Source organism: Bradyrhizobium murdochi (genome assembly GCF_000472965.1).
GTDB classification, from domain to species: domain Bacteria; phylum Pseudomonadota; class Alphaproteobacteria; order Rhizobiales; family Xanthobacteraceae; genus Bradyrhizobium; species Bradyrhizobium murdochi.
Window position 1 is genome coordinate 117,678 of record NZ_AXAU01000012.1, and the last position, 17,704, is coordinate 135,381.

A 17,704-nucleotide genomic window follows, 5' to 3' on the forward strand; every position below is an offset into this window, starting at 1 on the left:
TTTGCTGTGAGCGTTGCGATGAACATGATCCTGCCTGCCAGCGTTTCGGCAACACCGAACGGCACCACCCGCCCGCAAGTCCGCATCGTCATCGTCGGTCACGTCGATCACGGCAAATCCACGCTGGTCGGCCGCCTGCTGCACGAGACCGGCAGCCTGCCCGAAGGCAAGCTGGAGATGCTGAAAGCGGTCAGCGCACGGCGCGGCATGCCGTTCGAATGGTCGTTCCTGCTCGATGCGCTGCAGACCGAGCGCGACCAGGGCATCACCATCGACACCACGCAAATCCGCTTCCGCACCCGCTCGCGCGACGTCGTACTGATCGACGCGCCCGGCCATGCCGAATTCCTGCGCAACATGATCACCGGCGCCTCGCAGGCCGACGGCGCGGTGCTGATCATCGACGCGCTGGAAGGCGTGCGCGACCAGACCCGGCGTCACGGCTATCTGCTGCATCTGTTGGGCATCAAGCAGGTCGCGATCGTCGTCAACAAGATGGACCGCGTCGATTTCAGCGCTGATCGCTTCAAGGAGATCAGCGACGAAATTTCGGCGCATCTCATCGGCCTTGGCGTGACGCCCTCGGCTGTGATTCCGATTTCCGCACGCGACGGCGACGGCGTTGCGGAGCAGACGCCACGGATCGACTGGTATCAGGGACCAACCGTCGTCGAAGCGCTCGACGCGCTCGAGCCGGCGCGGCCGCCGGAGCAACTGGCGCTGCGGCTGCCGGTGCAGGCGATCTACAAGTTCGACGACCGCCGCATTGTTGCGGGCCGCATCGAGTCCGGACATCTGAGTGCCGGCGATGAAATCGTCATCATGCCCGCCGGCAAGATCGCGAAGATCAAGACGGTGGAGAGCTGGCCGGTGACGCCGCTGAAGGGCAGTCATGGCGCCGGCCGTTCGGTCGGCATCACGCTCGACCGCGAATTGTTCATCGAGCGCGGCGATGTCATCGCCCATGCGGGGGCTACTCCGCGCGACACGCGGCGGATTCGCGCGCGCATTTTCTGGCTGCACGACAAGCCGCTGTCGAAGGGCGACCAGATCCTGATCCGACTCGGCACGCGGGAAACCCGCGCCAGCGTTGTCGCGATCGAGAAGGCGGTCGATCCCGGCGAACTCTCCAACGAGGAGACGACTGCGATCGCGCGCAATCATGTCGGCGAAATCGACATCTCGCTGGCGCAGCCGATTGCGGCCGATCCCTATCAGGAAAATTCGCGCACCGGTCGGCTGGTAATCGAGGTCAATGGCCGCATCGCCGGCGGCGGCCTCGTGCTGTCGGTCGACGCTGGACAGCGTGCCGTTCCGATCGACATTGTGCCGGTGGAATCCGCATTGCGCCCCGAAGAGCACTCGGCGCGCTACCGCCACAACGGCGCGGTGATCTGGCTGACTGGCTTGCCGGGTTCGGGCAAATCGACGCTGGCGCGCGCACTCGAGCGACGGCTGTTTTCGCGCGGCGGTTCACCCATCCTGCTCGATGGCGACACGCTGCGCGCCGGCCTCAATGGCGATCTCGGCTTCTCGGCGCAGGACCGCACCGAGAACATCCGCCGGCTGGCGGAAGTTGCGACCCATCTGGCGCGCAACGGGCACATTGCCGTCGTCGCTGCGGTCTCGCCGTCGGCGGACGATCGCGCAGCCGCGCGACGCATCGCCGACGCTTCATTCCGCGAGATCTACGTCGCGACGCCGGCCGAAGTCTGCGAGAGCCGCGACCCCAAGGGCCACTACGCCAAGGCGCGCGCCGGCACGTTGCAGGCATTCACTGGAATCGGTAACGACTACCAGCCTCCGGCGCAGGCCGAACTGCGCATCGATACCTCCGCGCGCACGGTTTCGGACGCGACCGACGAGATCGAGCGAATGCTGGCTGAGACGGGCATCCTGTTCGACGAACTGGTGGATCTGGCGGCGAACATCTAGAAAGCGTTTTCGAGCGAAGTGGACACCGGTTCGCGTGAAGAAAGCGCGTCCAAATAAGACCTTCCACTTCTTTTTGGGGCCTTCTCATCGACCCGGCTTTAGGGCTAAAAGGGCGGCCAATGCCGCCCCTTTGGCGCGTTTTTTGCTGTTTTCGCCTGAAAACAGCCATTGAACGCCAGTTTTACCCGAGAAAGCCCGTCATGAATCGTGTCGACGCCCACGGATTGAAGATCGCCCCTGTCCTGTTCGATTTCATCGCCAAGGAGGCGACCCCCAAAACCGGGATTGCGCCCGATGCATTCTGGGCCGGCGTCGCCGCCATCGTCAAAAAGCTCGGGCCGAAAAATCGCGAGCTGCTCGCCCTCCGCGACGCGCTGCAGGTCAAAATCGACGGCTGGCATCGCACCAACAAGGGCAAGGCGTTCGACATGAACGCCTACACGGCGTTCCTGAAGGAGATCGGTTATCTCCTGCCCGAGCCGGCTACGCAGAAGGTCGAGACATCAGATGTCGACGAGGAGATCGGCAAGATTTGCGGACCGCAGCTCGTCGTTCCCCTGACCAATGCCCGCTACGCGCTGAACGCGGCGAATGCGCGCTGGGGCTCGCTCTATGACGCCTTCTACGGCACCGATGCGATTCCGCATGATCCGAGCGAGGCTGGCCGCGGCTACAACAAGGCGCGCGGCGACAAGGTGATCGCCAAGGCCAAGGCGTTCCTCGATTCCGCCGTGCCGCTCGCGACCGGCAGCCACACCGACGTGACCTCATATAGCGTGATCGCCGGCCAGCTTGCGGTGAAGCTCAAGAGCGGAAACGCCACCGCGCTAAAAACTGCTTCGCAGTTCGCCGGCTACCAGGGCGACGCGGCGCAGCCCTCCGCGGTCCTGCTCGTCAACAACGGCATGCATGTCGAAGTGAAGATCGACCGCAATCATGCGGTCGGCAAGGACGATCCGGCCGGTGTCGCCGACATGATTTTGGAAGCGGCGGTTTCAACCATTCTCGACATGGAAGATTCGGTTGCCGCGGTCGACGCCGAGGACAAGGTGCTGATCTATCGCAACACGCTCGGCCTGATGAACGGCACGCTTTCGGCCGACTTCGAAAAGGGCGGCAAGACGGTTCAACGATCACTCAACCCTGACCGCGTCTACAAGACGCCCGACGGCAAGGAGCTGACGCTGCATGGTCGCAGCCTGCTGCTGATGCGCAACGTCGGCCATCACATGTTCACCGACGCCGTGCTCGATGAAAAGGGCGAGGAGATTCCGGAAGGGCTGCTGGACGCTGCGGTCGCCGGTCTGCTCGCGATCCACGATCTCAAGGGCAATTCGAAGGTCAGGAATAGCCGCACCGGCTCGGTCTATATCGTCAAGCCGAAGATGCACGGCCCCGACGAAGTCGCGCTGACCTGTGAATTGTTCAGCGAGGTGGAAAAGCTGCTCGGACTGCCCGAGAACACCATGAAGGTCGGCATCATGGACGAGGAGCGCCGCACCACGGTGAACCTGAAGGCCTGCATCCAGAACGCCTCGAAGCGCATCTGCTTCATCAACACCGGCTTCCTCGACCGCACCGGCGACGAGATTCATACCTCTATGGAAGCGGGTCCGATGATCCGCAAGAACGACATGAAGGCGCAGCCCTGGATCAAGGCCTATGAGGACTGGAACGTCGACATGGGCTTGATCGACGGCCTGCCCGGCCATGCCCAGATCGGCAAGGGCATGTGGGCGGCGCCTGACAAGATGGCTGACATGCTCAGCCAGAAGCTCGGCCATCCACAGGCCGGTGCGACCACGGCATGGGTGCCGTCGCCGACCGCGGCCACGCTGCACGCGCTGCATTATCACCAGGTCAACGTGATCGCGCGACAGGAAGAGCTCGCCAAGGGCGGCCAGCGCGCAAAACTTTCCGACATCCTCACCATTCCGGTTTCGCAGTCGAACTGGGCGCCCGATGACGTGAAGCAGGAGATCGACAACAACTGTCAGGGCATCCTCGGCTATGTCGTGCGCTGGATCGACCAGGGCGTCGGCTGCTCCAAGGTGCCCGACATCCATGACGTCGGCCTGATGGAAGACCGCGCGACGTTGCGGATTTCCAGCCAGCATCTGGCGAACTGGCTGGCGCATGGCGTCGTCAGCAAGGATCAGGTGATGGAATCGCTGAAGCGCATGGCCGTCGTGGTCGACAAGCAGAATGCCGGCGACCCGCTCTACAAGCCGATGGCGCCTTCGTTCGACGGCGTTGCCTTCCAGGCCGCCTGCGATCTCGTCTTCAAGGGCCGCGAGCAGCCGAACGGCTATACCGAATACATTCTCACCGCGCGCCGCCGTGAGGCAAAGGCGGCGGGCTGAGCCCGCCGCGACACGTCACGATGCCGCATTGATTCTGGCGGAACGCCTGAGCTTTTTGTCCGTTGATCGCCATACCAACAGAGGAGGAGATGGCGATGGATTGGAACAGGGTTGAAGGCAACTGGAAACAGTTCAAGGGCTCCGCCAAGGAGAAGTGGGGCAAGCTTACCGATGACGATCTGAATGTCATCGAGGGCCGCCGCGAACAACTCGAAGGCAAGCTGCAGCAGCGCTACGGCTTCGCCAAGGACCAAATCCGCAAGGACGTCGACGACTGGTTCCGGACGTTGAAGTAGGTCCTCGCTTTGCGAACACCAAAAGCCCCGCATCCGTCGGGGCTTTTCGTTTTAGACCGAGATGTATCTCAACAGCGAGATCACGCCCAGAATGATCACCACGACGCGGGCGATCTGCTTGGCGCGGCCGTCGATCGGCAGGAGGTTGATGAGATAGAGGACGAGAATAACGACCAGGAACGTGATGAGTATGCTGACAAGCATGCGAAGCCCCCGTTCGGCGTTGGCCGGAAAATGCGCTGTAGTGTTTTGTTAACGTGAACAGGCGCCCCGGGTTCCGCGCGACGGAACCGAGCCGCGCTTGGAAAAGCCCCGCTTGGAAAATCGCAGCCATTTCAAGGAATCCTCGTAGTACTACGCGGGCTCTCACTCGATAAGTCTTTACCGTTTTCCCCCCAAATGGCCCACGACGCCTCGGGGGAGCATCATGTTGAATCGTCTGACCGTATCCGCGCTGCTGAAAACCGTCATCCTCGTCACCTCACTCTGCGTGGTGGTTGGATTTTCGCTTAGCGCCTGGGACTCCTGGGGCCGCTTGCAGGCGGCGAGCCGCATTGCGGTCATCGCCGACGCGTCCGCAAACATGTTCAAGGCGATGCACAATCTGCGCACCGATCGCTCCACGACCAACCGGCTCCTGAATTCCGACGCGCCGATGGATGCCGATATCGAGAAGTATCTGCGCAACATCCGCGACACCGAAATGCCGGCGATGGGCAAAGCGCTCGGCCTGCTCGGCAGCCTGGAGTTCGCGCAGCACCAGACGCTGGTCCCCGAGTTTGACCGCCTCTACAAGACGATGACGGCGCTGCAGAAGGAGTTCTGGGAAGCCGTGGCCAAGCCGAAGGCTGCGCGCCGACCCGAACTGGCCAAGGAGTATATGGCTGCCGCCAGCGCGATGCTGGAGACGCTGGAGAAGCTGTCCGGGGCGCTGGGTGCGGCCGTCAATCACCAGGACGCGACCATCGACCAGTTGCTGGCGATCAAGCAGATCGCCTGGCTGTTGCGCAACACCGCCGGCGAAGCCTCGCTGATCGTCTCGACCGGGCTCAGCACCGGGAAGGTCTCGCCCGAGGGAAGGCTCGCCTACACGAAATATACTGGCGGCATCGACGCCGCCTGGAGCGCGCTGGAATTGACCGCAGCGGGGATGCAGTTGCCCCCAGCGATCTCGAGCGCCATGGCAGCAACCAAAATCGCCTATTTCGAGCCGCAATATCTTGCTCTGCGCGACCGGCTGCTGACGCAGGTTGCGGCCGGTGAGAAGTCGGAACTGACCGCCAACCAGTGGACCCCGGTCACGGTCGGGCGTCTCGCAGCCGCCGTCGCCGTGGCCGAGGCCGCGCTCGACGCTGCCAAGGATCACGCCGCACACCTGCGCTCCACCGCCCAAGGCTCGCTGACGATGCAGCTCGCATTGCTGACCGGCGCGCTGGCGCTGGCGTTCGGTGCCATGGCGATCGTTACCCGCCGCGTCATCAAGCCGCTGCACACCATGCGCGACGCCATGCTGAAAGTCGCCGCCGGCGACCTCGGCGTCGATACCGGCTATGCCGCGCGCAACGACGAAATCGGCGCGCTGGCGGGCGCACTGGAGACGTTCAAGCAGCAGGCCGCCGACAAGGCGCGGATCGAGGCGCAGGAGCGCGAGCGCAACGCCGGCGCGATGGCGCGGCAGCAGGCGATCGAGAGCTATGTCGGCGAGTTCGAGGGCATGGTGCGCCAGACGCTCAACCAGCTCGGCGATGCTTCCGGCCAGATGCGGACCACCTCGGCCGGCCTCTCGACGATTTCGCGCCAGACCAACGAGCGCGTCCAGATCGCCGAGAAGGCCTCCGGCGACGCCTCGATGAGCGTCGAGACGGTCGCTGCGGCTTCCGAAGAGCTCAGCGCCTCGATCAACGACATCAGCCAACAGGCGGCGCATGCCGCCAGCATCGCCAGCCGCGCGGTCGGCCAGGCGCGCAATACCGACGGCACCGTTCAGGGGCTGGCGCAATCGGCAGGGCGGATCGGCGAAGTCGTCGGCCTGATCAATACCATTGCCGCGCAGACCAACCTCTTGGCGCTCAACGCCACCATCGAGGCCGCACGCGCCGGCGAGGCCGGCCGCGGCTTTGCGGTGGTCGCCTCCGAGGTCAAGTCGCTGGCGAGCCAGACCGCGAAGGCGACCGAGGAGATTTCCGAGCAGATCTCGGATATCCAGCGCGTGGCAGGCGAAGCCATCGACGCCATCAAGGGCATCGGCAGCATCATCGGCGAGGTCAACGAAGTCGCGACCGCGATTGCCGCCGCCGTGCAGCAACAGGGTGCCGCAACGCAGGAGATCACGCGCTCGACGCAGTTTGCCGCGCAGGGCACCAAGAACGTGTCCGACAACATCACCGGCGTGAAGGCCGATGCCGACGCGGCAGCGGCCGCCGCCGAGGACGTCAAGCAGGCTTCGCAGACGCTGGAGACGCAGAGCCAGCAACTCGGCAATCAGGTCACCGCATTCCTCGGCAAGATCCGCGCGGCTTAGTTCACCTCCACTCGGTCATGCCCGGGCATGACGACCGGCGATCAATCCCGCGCCACCACCGGCACGCGGCCGTATTTGGCGCGGGCTTTGCCGGAGGCGGGAGAGAAGTTCAGCTCAGTGCCGCGCCTGTCGCCGCTACGGCCCGCGACCAGGAGTCCGTTCTCGCCGGCGACGATGTCGCCCTTGCGCAGCGTCGGGTCGTCCTCGATCTTGACCTGCGCCAGCCCGACCTGGTCCTTGCCATTGCAGGTGCAGCCACCGACGAGTTCGTTGCGATAGCGGAACGCGTTCGGCAATTCCGAATAGGCCTTTCCGTTCTCGGCGGCCGCGTCGTCGATGCTGCTGCCGTAGAACACCTTGGTCTCGCTCGCCGGGCATAGCTTGTTGCAGGAGGTCCCCCGGCTTGCGTTGTCGGACGCTGTGAGCGGGAAGTAGCGCCCGTCGCAGGTTCGCACGCAATAGGCCTGGCTGCCTCCAACGCCGTAACGGGTGCGCCCCTCGCCGCGCGGCGCGTACACCTGGCCATCGTCATTGGGAAACGGCATCTGGGTATTTGGCTGATGGCGCGGGCGGGCGAATCCGCCGAATAGTTGCGAGAAGAAATCCTGCGCCTGCGCGGCAGGCGCCAGCACCGACGCGCAGGCCAGCGCGGCTACTCCCCATGCCGCCAGTTTTCCCGATCGCATCAACGCTCTCCTCTCACGCAAATTACTTCAGTTCAGCTCCGGCGGCGTCAGGTTCATCGCCTGGCGGCCCGACGGCGCGATTGCGACGGGGCGCGGATGCGCGGCCGGACGAGCCGTGATGCCGGTCCTGGAGTCCCCGCCGCGCGCCATGACCGGGGCCTTCTTCGGCAGCACCACGACCTTGGTGCCGACATCGACACGGTTGAACAGGTCGATAACGTCCTCATTGATCAGGCGGATGCAGCCGGACGAGACGAATTTCCCGATCGTCGAGGGATCGTTGGTGCCGTGAATGCGGTACTGGCTGGTGCCGAGATACATCGCCCGCGCGCCGAGCGGATTGCCGGGACCGCCGGCCATGAAGCGCGGCAGATAAGGCTGGCGCGCGATCATCTCGCTAGGTGGATGCCAATCCGGCCATTCCGCCTTGCGGCTGATGGTCTGCACCCCGGCCCAGGTAAAGCCTTCGCGGCCGACGCCGACGCCGTACCTGATGGCCCGGCCCTGGCCGAGCACGTAATAGAGCGTGGTGTTGCCGGTATCGATGACGATGGTGCCCGGCGCCTCGGTCGTGCCGAAGGGGACAACGGCGCGGCGAAGCCGTTCGGGCGTCGCGCCCTCGTCGGAGGCGATCACCTCATCGGCGGGATAGCCATTCGGCTGGGTGGACGCGTAGCCGAGCGTCTGCGCCTTCGCAGCGCTCGAGAGTGCCGAGGGCGTCAGCAAGACGGCGGCAACGAGGACAAATGCGCTCGCCACGCGCGACAAAGGCCGGCGATCGGAGGACTGTGTCATGGGACCTGCCCCGTGGGATGTCTGCATCATTGGATGCTCTGCACCAACAAACGCGGCCACCAGCCGGCGGTTCCGAACAGCCGATGTCACGTCGCATCACGTCAAGTGCGACACCGCTCACGCCTGCGCGATTGGAACTCGCACCCTATCGTCACGTTATGATCGCAGTCCGGTTCGCGACGTCGCTTTTGCCGTGTCACCGCCGCTTCGGGCGAGGGAAAACCATTGTGAGCGTCATTCCCACCAAGCCTTCGCCCACCAAGCCTTCGCCCGCCAAGCCTTCGTCCGCCAAATCCCCGCCGACAAAGCCGTTGCCCAGTGAACGCCAGCTTCCCCACGAGCAGGAAGGCGCGCCGGTCCCCGAAAGCAAGCTCGATTTGCCGCCGGTCATCCGCCGCATTGAAGTGGTGGCGATCTCGCTCATCGGCCTGCTGGTCATCTGCATCATTGCCGGCCTCTATCTTGCCAAGGCGTTGCTTCTGCCGATCACGATGGCCTTTATCGTCGGGACCATGCTTTCCCCGGCCGCCAGCCTCCTGGAGCGCTACCGCATTCCGCGCGCGGTCGCCGCGGTGCTGATCGTGGCGGCCGCCAGCGCCGCGACCGCTTTCATGGTCGGCCTGATCGCCTCGCCCGCGATCGAATGGAGCGGCAAGCTTCCGGAGCTGGGAGCGCTCTTGAGGGACAAGCTGCGCGTGTTCGACCGGCCGCTCGCGCTGTGGCAGGAGTTGCAGAGCATGCTCGGCGGGCCCGATACGCTGACGACGTTGCATCTGCCCAAGGTCGACTGGGTGCAGCCGACGCTGGAATTCCTGTCGCCGACCTTTGCCGAATTCCTGCTGTTCATCGCGACGCTGCTCCTGTTCATCGCGAGCTGGCGGGACCTGCGCCGGGCCCTGATCCTGAATTTCGGCGAGCGGGCGTGGCGGCTGCGGACGCTGCGGATCCTCAACGAGATCGAGGAGCATCTCGGCAACTATCTGTTGCTGGTGACCATGATCAATGCCGGCGTCGGCATCGCCACCGGCCTGATCTGCGCGGTCACGGGCATGCCCAACCCGGCCAGCCTCGGCGCACTGGCGGCGATCCTGAATTTCATTCCGATCATCGGCCCGGTGGCGATGTTTGCCGTGCTGGTCGTGGTCGGCATTGTCGCGCTCCCGACCATCAGCGCCGGGCTGCTGGCGCCATCCATGTTCGCCGTGATGACTTTCCTGGAAGGCCATTTCCTGACGCCGACGATCGTCGGCCGCCGGCTGGCGCTGAACGCGCTTGCAGTATTCCTGGCGGTGGCGTTCTGGACCTGGCTGTGGGGCCCGATGGGCGCGTTCCTGTCGTCGCCGCTTCTGATCGTCGCGCTGATCGTGAGGGAGCACTTGATGCCGCCGGCTTCGCCGCAACTGCCGGAGGACTAGGGCGAGGAACTTCCCATTCGGCGGAGCGTTTGTTCCGCGAATGAACTCAGTACCCGGGAGCTTTCGATGTCTGACGCCGCAATGAAGAATCTGACGGACAAAGCGACCTACGAGCGCCTGCAGAAGGACGTGACCGCTGTGAAAAACGATATCGCAGCCCTGACCGAGCAGATCACCGAAGCGCTGAGCAGTTTTGCCGGCACCGCCGGCAAGCAGGCGCGGCATGGCTACAGGCAGGCGCGCGCCAATGCAGAACAGGTGGTCGACGACGTGTCGGAGCGCGGCAGCGCGATGATGGACGCAGCCCAAGACGCCGCCTCTTCGATCGAGGAGACGCTGGAAGACGCCATCACGCAGCGTCCGCTGGCAACCGTCGCCGTGGCGCTGGGGATCGGCTTTCTGATCGGTGTGGCGTGGCGTAGGTAGGTTTGGCAACGGATTGCGCGCGCTGGGCAGCCATGCCTTGCATCGCCTCTTGCATTCCCGTGGCGACGGAGCGCTGCGGCGTGTTTTGTTGACGCGGTTTTCAGATCGAGGCGTGGCCATGTTTCAGCGACTGATCGACGACTTCAAGGAATCGACCGGCACCGCGGTGCGGCTGACCTCGCTGGCGGCAGCGGCGGCCATGGCGTTGCTGGTCACAACCGCCTTTCTGTGCGCGGCGGCCTTCGTGTTCGTGCTGGAGCGGTACGGTCCCGTGCAGGCTTGCCTCACGGGTGCCGCCATCTTCTTCGTGGTCGCGCTCATCGCGGCCGGCTGGTACATGGTGCGCAAGAGGCAGATCGAGGCGCGCGCCAAACAGGCGGCGAAGGCGAAATCCACCGCGCAGGCCGTGCTGTCCGATCCGGTGCTGGTCGCGACCGGCATCCAGGTGATCCGCGCCATCGGCGTCAAGAAGCTGATCCCGATTCTCGCAATCGGCGGACTGGCGCTGGGATTTCTGGCAAGCCGCGCCAACGCCAGCAGCGGCGAGAGCGAAGCGCCGGCGGAGTAAGCTAGCTCGGCCGTCGTGAGATAGTGAAGCTGTCACATGCTGAGCATGCGGCACATCCAGTGCGCTGCGGCCTATCGCACGTCATTGCGAGCGCAGCGAAGCAATCCATTCTTTCTTTATGCGACGGCATGGATTGCTTCGCTATGCTCGCAATGACGTGGGAATAGCGACGCAGCTTGCACGCCAGGCAAATCAGTCGCGGTCTCGTAGGCTGGGCAAAGCGAAGCGTGCCCACCATCACGAAGCGTGCTCAATGATGGATGGTGGGCACGGCGCTATCGCGCCTTTGCCCACCCTACAGACTGCACATTGGATCAGGTCACGCAGCGGCCGGGCTGAAGCAGTTTTGCGACTTCGGTCAACACGCTGACCGGCGGTTCGCAGGCGATCGTCGTCTTCGATCGGTCGGGCTTGTTCTCCGGCTTGGCCGGTGGCGTCGGGCGGTTCCGCGCCTCCTCTTGGACTACGGGAACACGCACCACCACGGAGGTGTCCTCGAGGCCGACGGTCCGGATCGTAATCGTCTCGGTCTGACCCGCCGCGGCTTTGACGGCCGCGCGGTCGGACTTGGCAGCACGGTTGATGTCTGCTCCGCGGTTGATGTCTGTTCCGGGTGAGGTCGCGGCGAGTTTCAGCCGGCTGGCGAGATCGTGACCGGAAGCAAACTGAACGGCGCCAAACGTAGCGAAGACGGCAAGAAGGGCAAAAATTGCTTTGAAAATCTGTGACATGGCTCTGTGTCCCTCGCCCCATGGCGATCACGAACACAACCCGAACCGAGTAACCATAGGTCCGGCGCTTATCGATCACTTAACCGTGTATGAAAAATATTTGCGGCACCATGGAACGACTCCGGGGGGCTTGGAGTCATCTCGGCAGCCGGTTATTCCCCCTGCCCCATTGACCGGCGACGTAGGGTGCGACCGTGGTGATGCCGGTCGCACCCTGCTTTTTTTGTAACTACCGCCCAGCCGCCTTCATCTCCTCGCTCGGCCTCACGTCCTGCGAGCGGCTGTAAATCGCAACCGCCACAATCAGCACCAGCGTCAGCGTGCCGAACAGCGCGCGATAGGCGTCCTCCGTGCGTGCGCCGTCCGCGAGCGGCTCGAACGCGCCGATGATGATGCCGGAGAGCGTCTGCATGCAGGCGACGCCGAGCATCACTGATGTATTCATCGTCGAGATGCCGCGGCCGATCAGGCGGTCGGGGAAGATGCCGCGGCCATGCGTCATCACCATGGTGCTGGAGGCGGAGAAGAAGCCCATGGCGACGATGACGCCGACCGGTAGCCAGGCGGGCGGGTGGGAGAACAGCGCCAGAATCGCGAGCAGCAAAATGATCGCCGAGGTGCCGCCGATCGCGATCCATTTGCGGGTGTCGAGCCGGCGGTCGAGCGGGCCGAAGACGAGCATGCCGGCCTGGTAGGCGATCACGGCGCAGAGCAGGACATTTCCAGCCGCGATCGGGCTGAGGCCATGCACCTCGCGCAGGAACGCACCGCCCCACAGGCCCTGCACGGTGAAGGTACAGGCATAGTTGCAGAAGTTCAGTGCCAGGATCGGCTTCAGGCGCGGATTGCGCAGCACCTCGATCAGCCCTTTGAGCATCTCGCCGGGCGGCTCCGCCTTCCGGCTCAGGAAGGGATGGCCGGGCGGCGCGTCGCGCACCACCAGAAAGATCGCGACCGTGGCGAGCGCGGTGAAGACGACGACGGCGCCGAACACCGGACGCCAGCCGACCGCCTGCGATGCCCAGGCGAGCGGCGTGGTGGCGGCGAGGTTGCCGAGCAGGCCGATCGACAGCACGAGCGCCGTCAGCGTCGAGAAACGATCCGGCGGAAACCAGCGCGAGATCACCACCATGCTGCCGATCAGCATCACGCCGCAGCCGGCGCCCATCAGCACGCGGCCGGTGAGCAGCACCGGCCAGCTCGGTGCCAGCGTGAACATCGCGCCGCCGAAGCAGGCCACGATCAGCATGCCGACCACGGTATAGCGCGGCCCGAAACGGTCGAAGAAGAAGCCGCACGGGATCTGCATCGCGGCGAAGCCGAAGAAGAACGCGCCGGTCAGCGCCCCCAGCGCTTCCGGCCCGATCGCAAGATCGCGCATCAAGTCGAGGCCGATGGTGACGTTGGAGGCGCGGAAAAAATGGCTGGCGACATAGGCGGTCGCCAATGTCGCAACGATGATGAGGCCCCGGCGGTGGGGGAAAGGCCGCTCGGCGGACTGCATCGGTGAAGGACGTTTCCGGTTTGTTTTTCTTGCGAGTGCGAGCCTATGCGGGCGCGGAACGCAGTTCAACCAGCAATCGATCCGATTGCTAGCCTCTATGTCGGTGTGTGCATGGCTCTTGCCCGAAAAAAATCCGGCGCGCTGGTGGCGCGCCGGATAGTCCGACCAGCTTTCACATCGAAGCTGGTGGCCCTAGCCAGGGGGAGGTGCCTGGCCGAGAACACGGTAACGCCGGCGATCGCCGATTCCAGCGTGTGGAATTCCGGGATCGGCGGCGTGTCAGGCGAAGCAATCATACCGCCGGCCTCACAAGCCGGAGGTGAACTGCTTCACAGACCGCGTGCACAAAAAGACAGGCCGTGCACCGGGCACGCCGAAATCCATTCCAACTCTACGCAACAACAACTCGGATCAGTCCGCGGCCCGCGGTCCAACAGACCAATCAGAAATCATTACGCGATGCCACCGCCATTGATCGCTCCGCGCGCTGCGAACGGCGGCAATTGCTGGCGGATGTCGCGTGCCGGCGGCCGCTCGGACGGATCGCGCCCAATCGCTGTCTTCAATTCCGCAAGGTCGATGAAAGCATCGGCCTGACGCCGCAGTTCGTCAGCCACCATCGGAGGCTGGCTGGTCAGGGTCGAGACGACAGTAACGTGCACGCCGCGGCGCTGAACCGCCTCCAGCAACGGGCGGAAATCCCCATCGCCGGAGAACAGAAACATCCTGTCGATATGCTCGGCGAGCTCCATCGCATTGACGGCAAGCTCGATATGCATGCTGCCCTTCACCTTGCGGCGGCCGCTGGCGTCAGTGAATTCCTTGGTGAGCTTGGTGACGACGGTGTAGCCGTTATAATCGAGCCAATCGACGAGGGGACGGATCGACGTATATTCCTGATCCTCGACAATGGTCGTGTAGTAGAACGCGCGCAATAACGCGCCGCGGCTCTGGAACTCCTTAAGCAGACGCCGGTAGTCGACGTCGAAACCGAGTGTCCTGGCGGTCGCGTAAAGATTGGCGCCATCGATAAAGAGCGCAATTCTGTCGGACGGCATCATCAGACACTGGCCTCTCATTTTGGGGACGCCGATCGAGCGAGCATTCGCTAAAGGCTTGCCCGCACGCTGCTAGGTACAAAAGCTGACCGAGGTGACGAGGCAGGGGCGCCGACGACCGGGAGGAACAATCGTGCGCTGCGCCAGTAGTTCAGTCGATATGCATCCTGCCTCGACGCCCCAACGTTAAGGTGCATGCGCGCCGAGCTCAATTGTACCGAGGTAAGCCGCCGGTATCGAAAACGGATGGACCGACTATACGAAGGTTTAACCTCTTCCGCCGCAAACCGGCGGCTCTTCACTGAGCCGGCCTATTCCGACGGCGTTGCAGAAGATGCTTCAGCCACTTCCACGCCGGCGCGAGGACAAATCCGACGACCGGAATCGATGCGGCGCCGACCAGTAATCCGATGACACCGGAGATGGCGGCCTCAACCACCCATTCGAGAATTGTGGCGAGGGGCGGCACTGCGTGCGCCGCGGCCTCCGCCGCCCCCTTGACCGCGTGTTCGATCGCGGGCGGGCCGTAGACCTCGAGGCCATGCAGGATGATGCCGCCGCCAACCCAGATCATGGCGGCGGTGCCGACGACGCTGAGGATTTTCAGCAGCACGGGCATGCTGCGAACAATGCCGCGTCCGAGCGCGCGGCCAACAGCCGAAGCGCGGTCGCTGGTCGCCAGCGCCACGCCGACATCGTCGGCTTTCACGATCAGGGCGACCACGCCGTACACGGCGACGGTGATTCCGATTCCGACGAGCGCCAGCACGAGCGCCTGGTTCCATAGGCTTCCGACGGGGATGGCTGCCAAGGTGATCGCCATGATCTCGGCCGAGAGGATAAAGTCGGTCTTGACGGCACTTGCGACCTTCTCGTCCTCGATCGACTGCGCGTTCAAAGCGACCGTTTCGAGCTGGGCCTCATGCTGATGCGCGCTGTGCGGCATGACGGCCTCGAGTACCTTTTCCACCCCTTCGTAGCAGAGATAGGCCCCACCCAGCATGAGCAGCGGCGTGATCGTCCAGGGGAGGAAGTAGCTCAGCACCAAGGCGGCTGGCAGCAGAATCAACAGCTTGTTGCGCAGCGATCCTGCGGCGATCCTGCCCACAATGGGAAGCTCGCGCTTCGGCTCGAACCCGATCACGTAACCGGGCGTGACAGCGGTATCGTCGATCACGACGCCTGCGGCCTTCGCGCCCGCCCTGGCGGCCTGGCTGGCGACATCATCCAGGGAGGCTGCAGCTACCTTCGCGATACCAGCGACATCGTCGAGAAGGCCGATCAGCCCGATACTCATCGATTTCCAACCCGCGCCATTTGATTCGCCGCCCCAAGCCTTGGTCCCAAGCCTTGCGGTTTATGACCGCAAAAAATCCGGCGCGCTAGTTGAGCGCGCCGGATCATTACTACACTCGCTACAAGGCTCCTGTCAGCCGGTGGCTGCGCGCGGGGCGCGATTGCGCGAGTTGCGCTGGAAGAACAGCGCCTGGCTCGCGACCGCCGAAACCATCGCGGGCTGGAACGGCTTTGAGATCAGGAACGCGGGCTCGGGGCGTTCGCCGGTCAGGAAGCGCTCGGGGTAAGCGGTGATGAATACCACCGGCACCTCGAACGCACGCAGCAATTCGTTGACCGCATCCAGGCCCGACGAGCCGTCGGCGAGCTGGATGTCGGCGAGGATCAGGCCGGGCTTCTTGTTCTTGGCGAGCGCGACCGCGTCGGCATGGGTGCGGGCGACGCCGATGACGTTGTGACCGAGGTTCTTCACGAGGCTCTCGAGATCCATCGCGATGAAGGTCTCGTCCTCGATGATCAGGACATCGGTGGCGATTTCCGCCGCCATCTCGCGGCCGGCGGTATCCGTCAACTGCCGGGTCTCGGCAATGTCGGTATTGAGAATGAACGCCACCTCTTCCTCGGAGAAGCCTTCGAGCGACAGCAACAGGAACGCCTGTCGCGGCAGCGGCGTGATGTTCGACAGCCGCCGCTCCGGCGGCAGCGCCAACGTCGCGACGTCAGGATTGTCGTTGAGCGAGACCGAATTCCAGATCTGGGTGAACAGCTTGAACAGCCCGGCGCGCGGGCCGTACCGTTCATCCAGCAGCGAAGGATCCTGCAGCAGGGCCTCCAGCATGGCGGCCACATAAGCATCGCCCGAGGCCTGGTTTCCAGTGAGCGCACGGGCATAGCGCCGCAACAGCGGCAGATGTTCAGCAACGAGCTGTGATCGGGACATCCCCATTCCATCCTTGTCTTGGGCCGTATCCATGGCCGTTACTTAGGGTCGCATCTGGGCGGACGTAACCTCGTGCGCCGCGTCCGGCGCCAATTTAAAAGTTTCTTAAGCCTCGATTCGGGGGGACCCGGTTCCCCTGTCATCCCGACTACTCGCGGAAGGCAAAAAAGTTCCAGAAAAAGTTCCCAGATTTCGGAACCTTCCGCAGATATTCGCATTAGCCTCTGACCTATAACGCGGCGGCCTAGGCCCAATTTCGAGGTAACCTCTTGAAACCACAGAGAATTAACTCTCGGGGAAGCGTGGATCAGACCATGAAGGAAGCAAAAAAGCAGGGCGGGCTCAATGCCGAGATTCAATCGAGGATCGGCCATCAGCTCCGCGCCATGTACGACGATGTGGTTCGACAGGGCGTGCCGGACCGCTTTGCGGAGCTGATCCGGAAGCTCGATGGGCCGGAGGCGGCGGCGGCCCAAATCGACAAACAAGAAGACGGGAGGGACTAATGCCTCTCACAGACTCTCTTCGCGACGACATTTTGGCGTCGGTACCAAGCCTACGCGCGTTTGCGATCTCACTCTCGGGTAATGGTGACCGTGCGGACGACCTGGTGCAGGAGACGTTGCTGCGCGCCATTGCCAACATCGACTCGTTCCAGCCCGGCTCGAACCTGCCGGCCTGGTTGTTCACCATCCTGCGCAACCTGTTTCGCTCGGACTATCGCAAGCGGCGGCGCGAGGTGGAGGACGCCGAGGGCAATTACGCGAAAACTTTGAAGACCCAGCCGTCGCAAAACGCGCATCTGGAGTTCGAGGAGTTTCGCACAGCGCTCGACAAGCTGCCGCAGGACCAGCGCGAAGCGTTGATCCTGGTCGGCGCCTCCGGCTTCTCCTACGAGGACGCCGCCGCCATCTGCGGCTGCGCGGTCGGCACCATCAAGAGCCGCGTCAACCGCGCGCGCTCGAAACTCTCCGCGTTGCTCTATGTCGAGGGCGCCGAGGATTTCGGACCTGACGAGACCGTGCGCGCCGTGATCGGCGGCAACGGCGGCTGATGACGCTATCGATACGACACGGAAAAGGCGGCCCAAGCGGCTGCCTTTTTGTCGCTATCGTAACCTGGACGTGATGCCTTCAACGATGTCCTCCCTGCGAACGCAGGGACCCATAC

Annotated in this window: 17 protein-coding genes; 9 read left to right on the top strand and 8 right to left on the bottom strand. The window is 63.8% G+C overall.

Features of this window, described 5'->3' with window-relative positions; translation table 11 throughout:
* Positions 1-18 precede the first annotated feature (18 nt).
* The 3 genes from cysC to YUO_RS0122470 all read left to right on the top strand — a co-directional run bounded on the left by cysC (position 19) and on the right by YUO_RS0122470 (position 4,594).
* A complete protein-coding gene (cysC, locus tag YUO_RS0122460; protein WP_028349296.1) occupies positions 19-1,935 on the top strand; it encodes an adenylyl-sulfate kinase in 1,917 nt (638 codons plus the stop codon).
* A 200-nt stretch (positions 1,936-2,135) separates the two neighbouring features.
* A complete protein-coding gene (locus YUO_RS0122465; protein WP_028349297.1) occupies positions 2,136-4,298 on the top strand; it encodes a malate synthase G in 2,163 nt (720 codons plus the stop codon).
* A gap of 95 nt (positions 4,299-4,393) precedes the next feature.
* Positions 4,394-4,594: a CsbD family protein gene (locus YUO_RS0122470; protein ID WP_028349298.1), complete on the top strand. Its 201-nt coding sequence runs from the start codon at positions 4,394-4,396 to the stop codon at positions 4,592-4,594.
* A 51-nt stretch (positions 4,595-4,645) separates the two neighbouring features.
* Here YUO_RS0122470 and YUO_RS46390 read toward each other — a convergent pair whose 3' ends face one another.
* A complete protein-coding gene (locus tag YUO_RS46390; RefSeq protein ID WP_156908724.1) occupies positions 4,646-4,798 on the bottom strand; it encodes a Thivi_2564 family membrane protein in 153 nt (50 codons plus the stop codon).
* A gap of 223 nt (positions 4,799-5,021) precedes the next feature.
* On the opposite strand from YUO_RS46390, the gene YUO_RS0122480 reads away from it, so the two are divergent.
* Positions 5,022-7,115 carry a methyl-accepting chemotaxis protein gene (locus tag YUO_RS0122480; protein WP_028349299.1) on the top strand — a complete coding sequence of 698 codons (2,094 nt, stop codon included), beginning with the start codon at positions 5,022-5,024 and terminating at the stop codon, positions 7,113-7,115.
* 41 nt (positions 7,116-7,156) lie between these two features.
* Here YUO_RS0122480 and YUO_RS0122485 read toward each other — a convergent pair whose 3' ends face one another.
* Together YUO_RS0122485 and YUO_RS0122490 are read right to left on the bottom strand one after the other, a co-directional pair.
* Positions 7,157-7,801, bottom strand: coding sequence for a DUF2865 domain-containing protein (locus tag YUO_RS0122485; protein ID WP_028349300.1), 645 nt, complete (start codon positions 7,799-7,801; stop codon positions 7,157-7,159).
* Positions 7,802-7,828: 27 nt separating this feature from the next.
* Positions 7,829-8,596: a L,D-transpeptidase gene (locus tag YUO_RS0122490; protein ID WP_028349301.1), complete on the bottom strand. Its 768-nt coding sequence runs from the start codon at positions 8,594-8,596 to the stop codon at positions 7,829-7,831.
* Between the two features lie 311 nt (positions 8,597-8,907).
* On the opposite strand from YUO_RS0122490, the gene YUO_RS0122495 reads away from it, so the two are divergent.
* The 3 genes from YUO_RS0122495 to YUO_RS0122505 all read left to right on the top strand — a co-directional run bounded on the left by YUO_RS0122495 (position 8,908) and on the right by YUO_RS0122505 (position 11,005).
* Entirely contained in the window at positions 8,908-10,011 is a 1,104-nt protein-coding gene (locus tag YUO_RS0122495; protein WP_028349302.1) for an AI-2E family transporter, read from the top strand.
* Positions 10,012-10,077: 66 nt separating this feature from the next.
* Positions 10,078-10,437 (top strand): ElaB/YgaM/YqjD family protein, encoded by a 360-nt coding sequence (locus YUO_RS0122500; RefSeq protein ID WP_028349303.1) that lies wholly within the window; start codon positions 10,078-10,080, stop codon positions 10,435-10,437.
* Positions 10,438-10,555: 118 nt separating this feature from the next.
* The gene (locus YUO_RS0122505) at positions 10,556-11,005 is read left to right on the top strand and encodes a hypothetical protein (RefSeq protein ID WP_028349304.1); all 450 of its coding nucleotides are present in this window, start codon (positions 10,556-10,558) and stop codon (positions 11,003-11,005) included.
* Between the two features lie 314 nt (positions 11,006-11,319).
* On the opposite strand, the gene YUO_RS0122510 is transcribed toward YUO_RS0122505, so the two are convergent.
* The 5 genes from YUO_RS0122510 to YUO_RS0122530 form a co-directional block, all read right to left on the bottom strand.
* Positions 11,320-11,736, bottom strand: a complete 417-nt coding sequence (locus YUO_RS0122510; RefSeq protein WP_028349305.1) for a hypothetical protein — start codon at positions 11,734-11,736, stop codon at positions 11,320-11,322.
* A gap of 229 nt (positions 11,737-11,965) precedes the next feature.
* A complete protein-coding gene (locus YUO_RS0122515; RefSeq protein ID WP_028349306.1) occupies positions 11,966-13,240 on the bottom strand; it encodes an MFS transporter in 1,275 nt (424 codons plus the stop codon).
* 452 nt (positions 13,241-13,692) lie between these two features.
* A complete protein-coding gene (locus YUO_RS41405; protein WP_051379585.1) occupies positions 13,693-14,301 on the bottom strand; it encodes a LabA-like NYN domain-containing protein in 609 nt (202 codons plus the stop codon).
* Between the two features lie 295 nt (positions 14,302-14,596).
* Complete coding sequence (locus tag YUO_RS0122525) at positions 14,597-15,595, bottom strand: DUF808 domain-containing protein (RefSeq protein ID WP_028349307.1); 999 nt, start codon at positions 15,593-15,595, stop codon at positions 14,597-14,599.
* Between the two features lie 132 nt (positions 15,596-15,727).
* A complete protein-coding gene (locus YUO_RS0122530) occupies positions 15,728-16,534 on the bottom strand; it encodes a response regulator (RefSeq protein WP_028349308.1) in 807 nt (268 codons plus the stop codon).
* Positions 16,535-16,848: 314 nt separating this feature from the next.
* Between YUO_RS0122530 and YUO_RS0122535 the strand changes: the two genes are divergently transcribed.
* Entirely contained in the window at positions 16,849-17,040 is a 192-nt protein-coding gene (locus tag YUO_RS0122535; RefSeq protein ID WP_028349309.1) for a NepR family anti-sigma factor, read from the top strand.
* The gene (locus YUO_RS0122540) at positions 17,040-17,588 is read left to right on the top strand and encodes a sigma-70 family RNA polymerase sigma factor (RefSeq protein ID WP_028349310.1); all 549 of its coding nucleotides are present in this window, start codon (positions 17,040-17,042) and stop codon (positions 17,586-17,588) included. Before YUO_RS0122535 ends, YUO_RS0122540 begins: the two co-directional genes overlap by 1 nt.
* Positions 17,589-17,704: the final 116 nt, after the last annotated feature.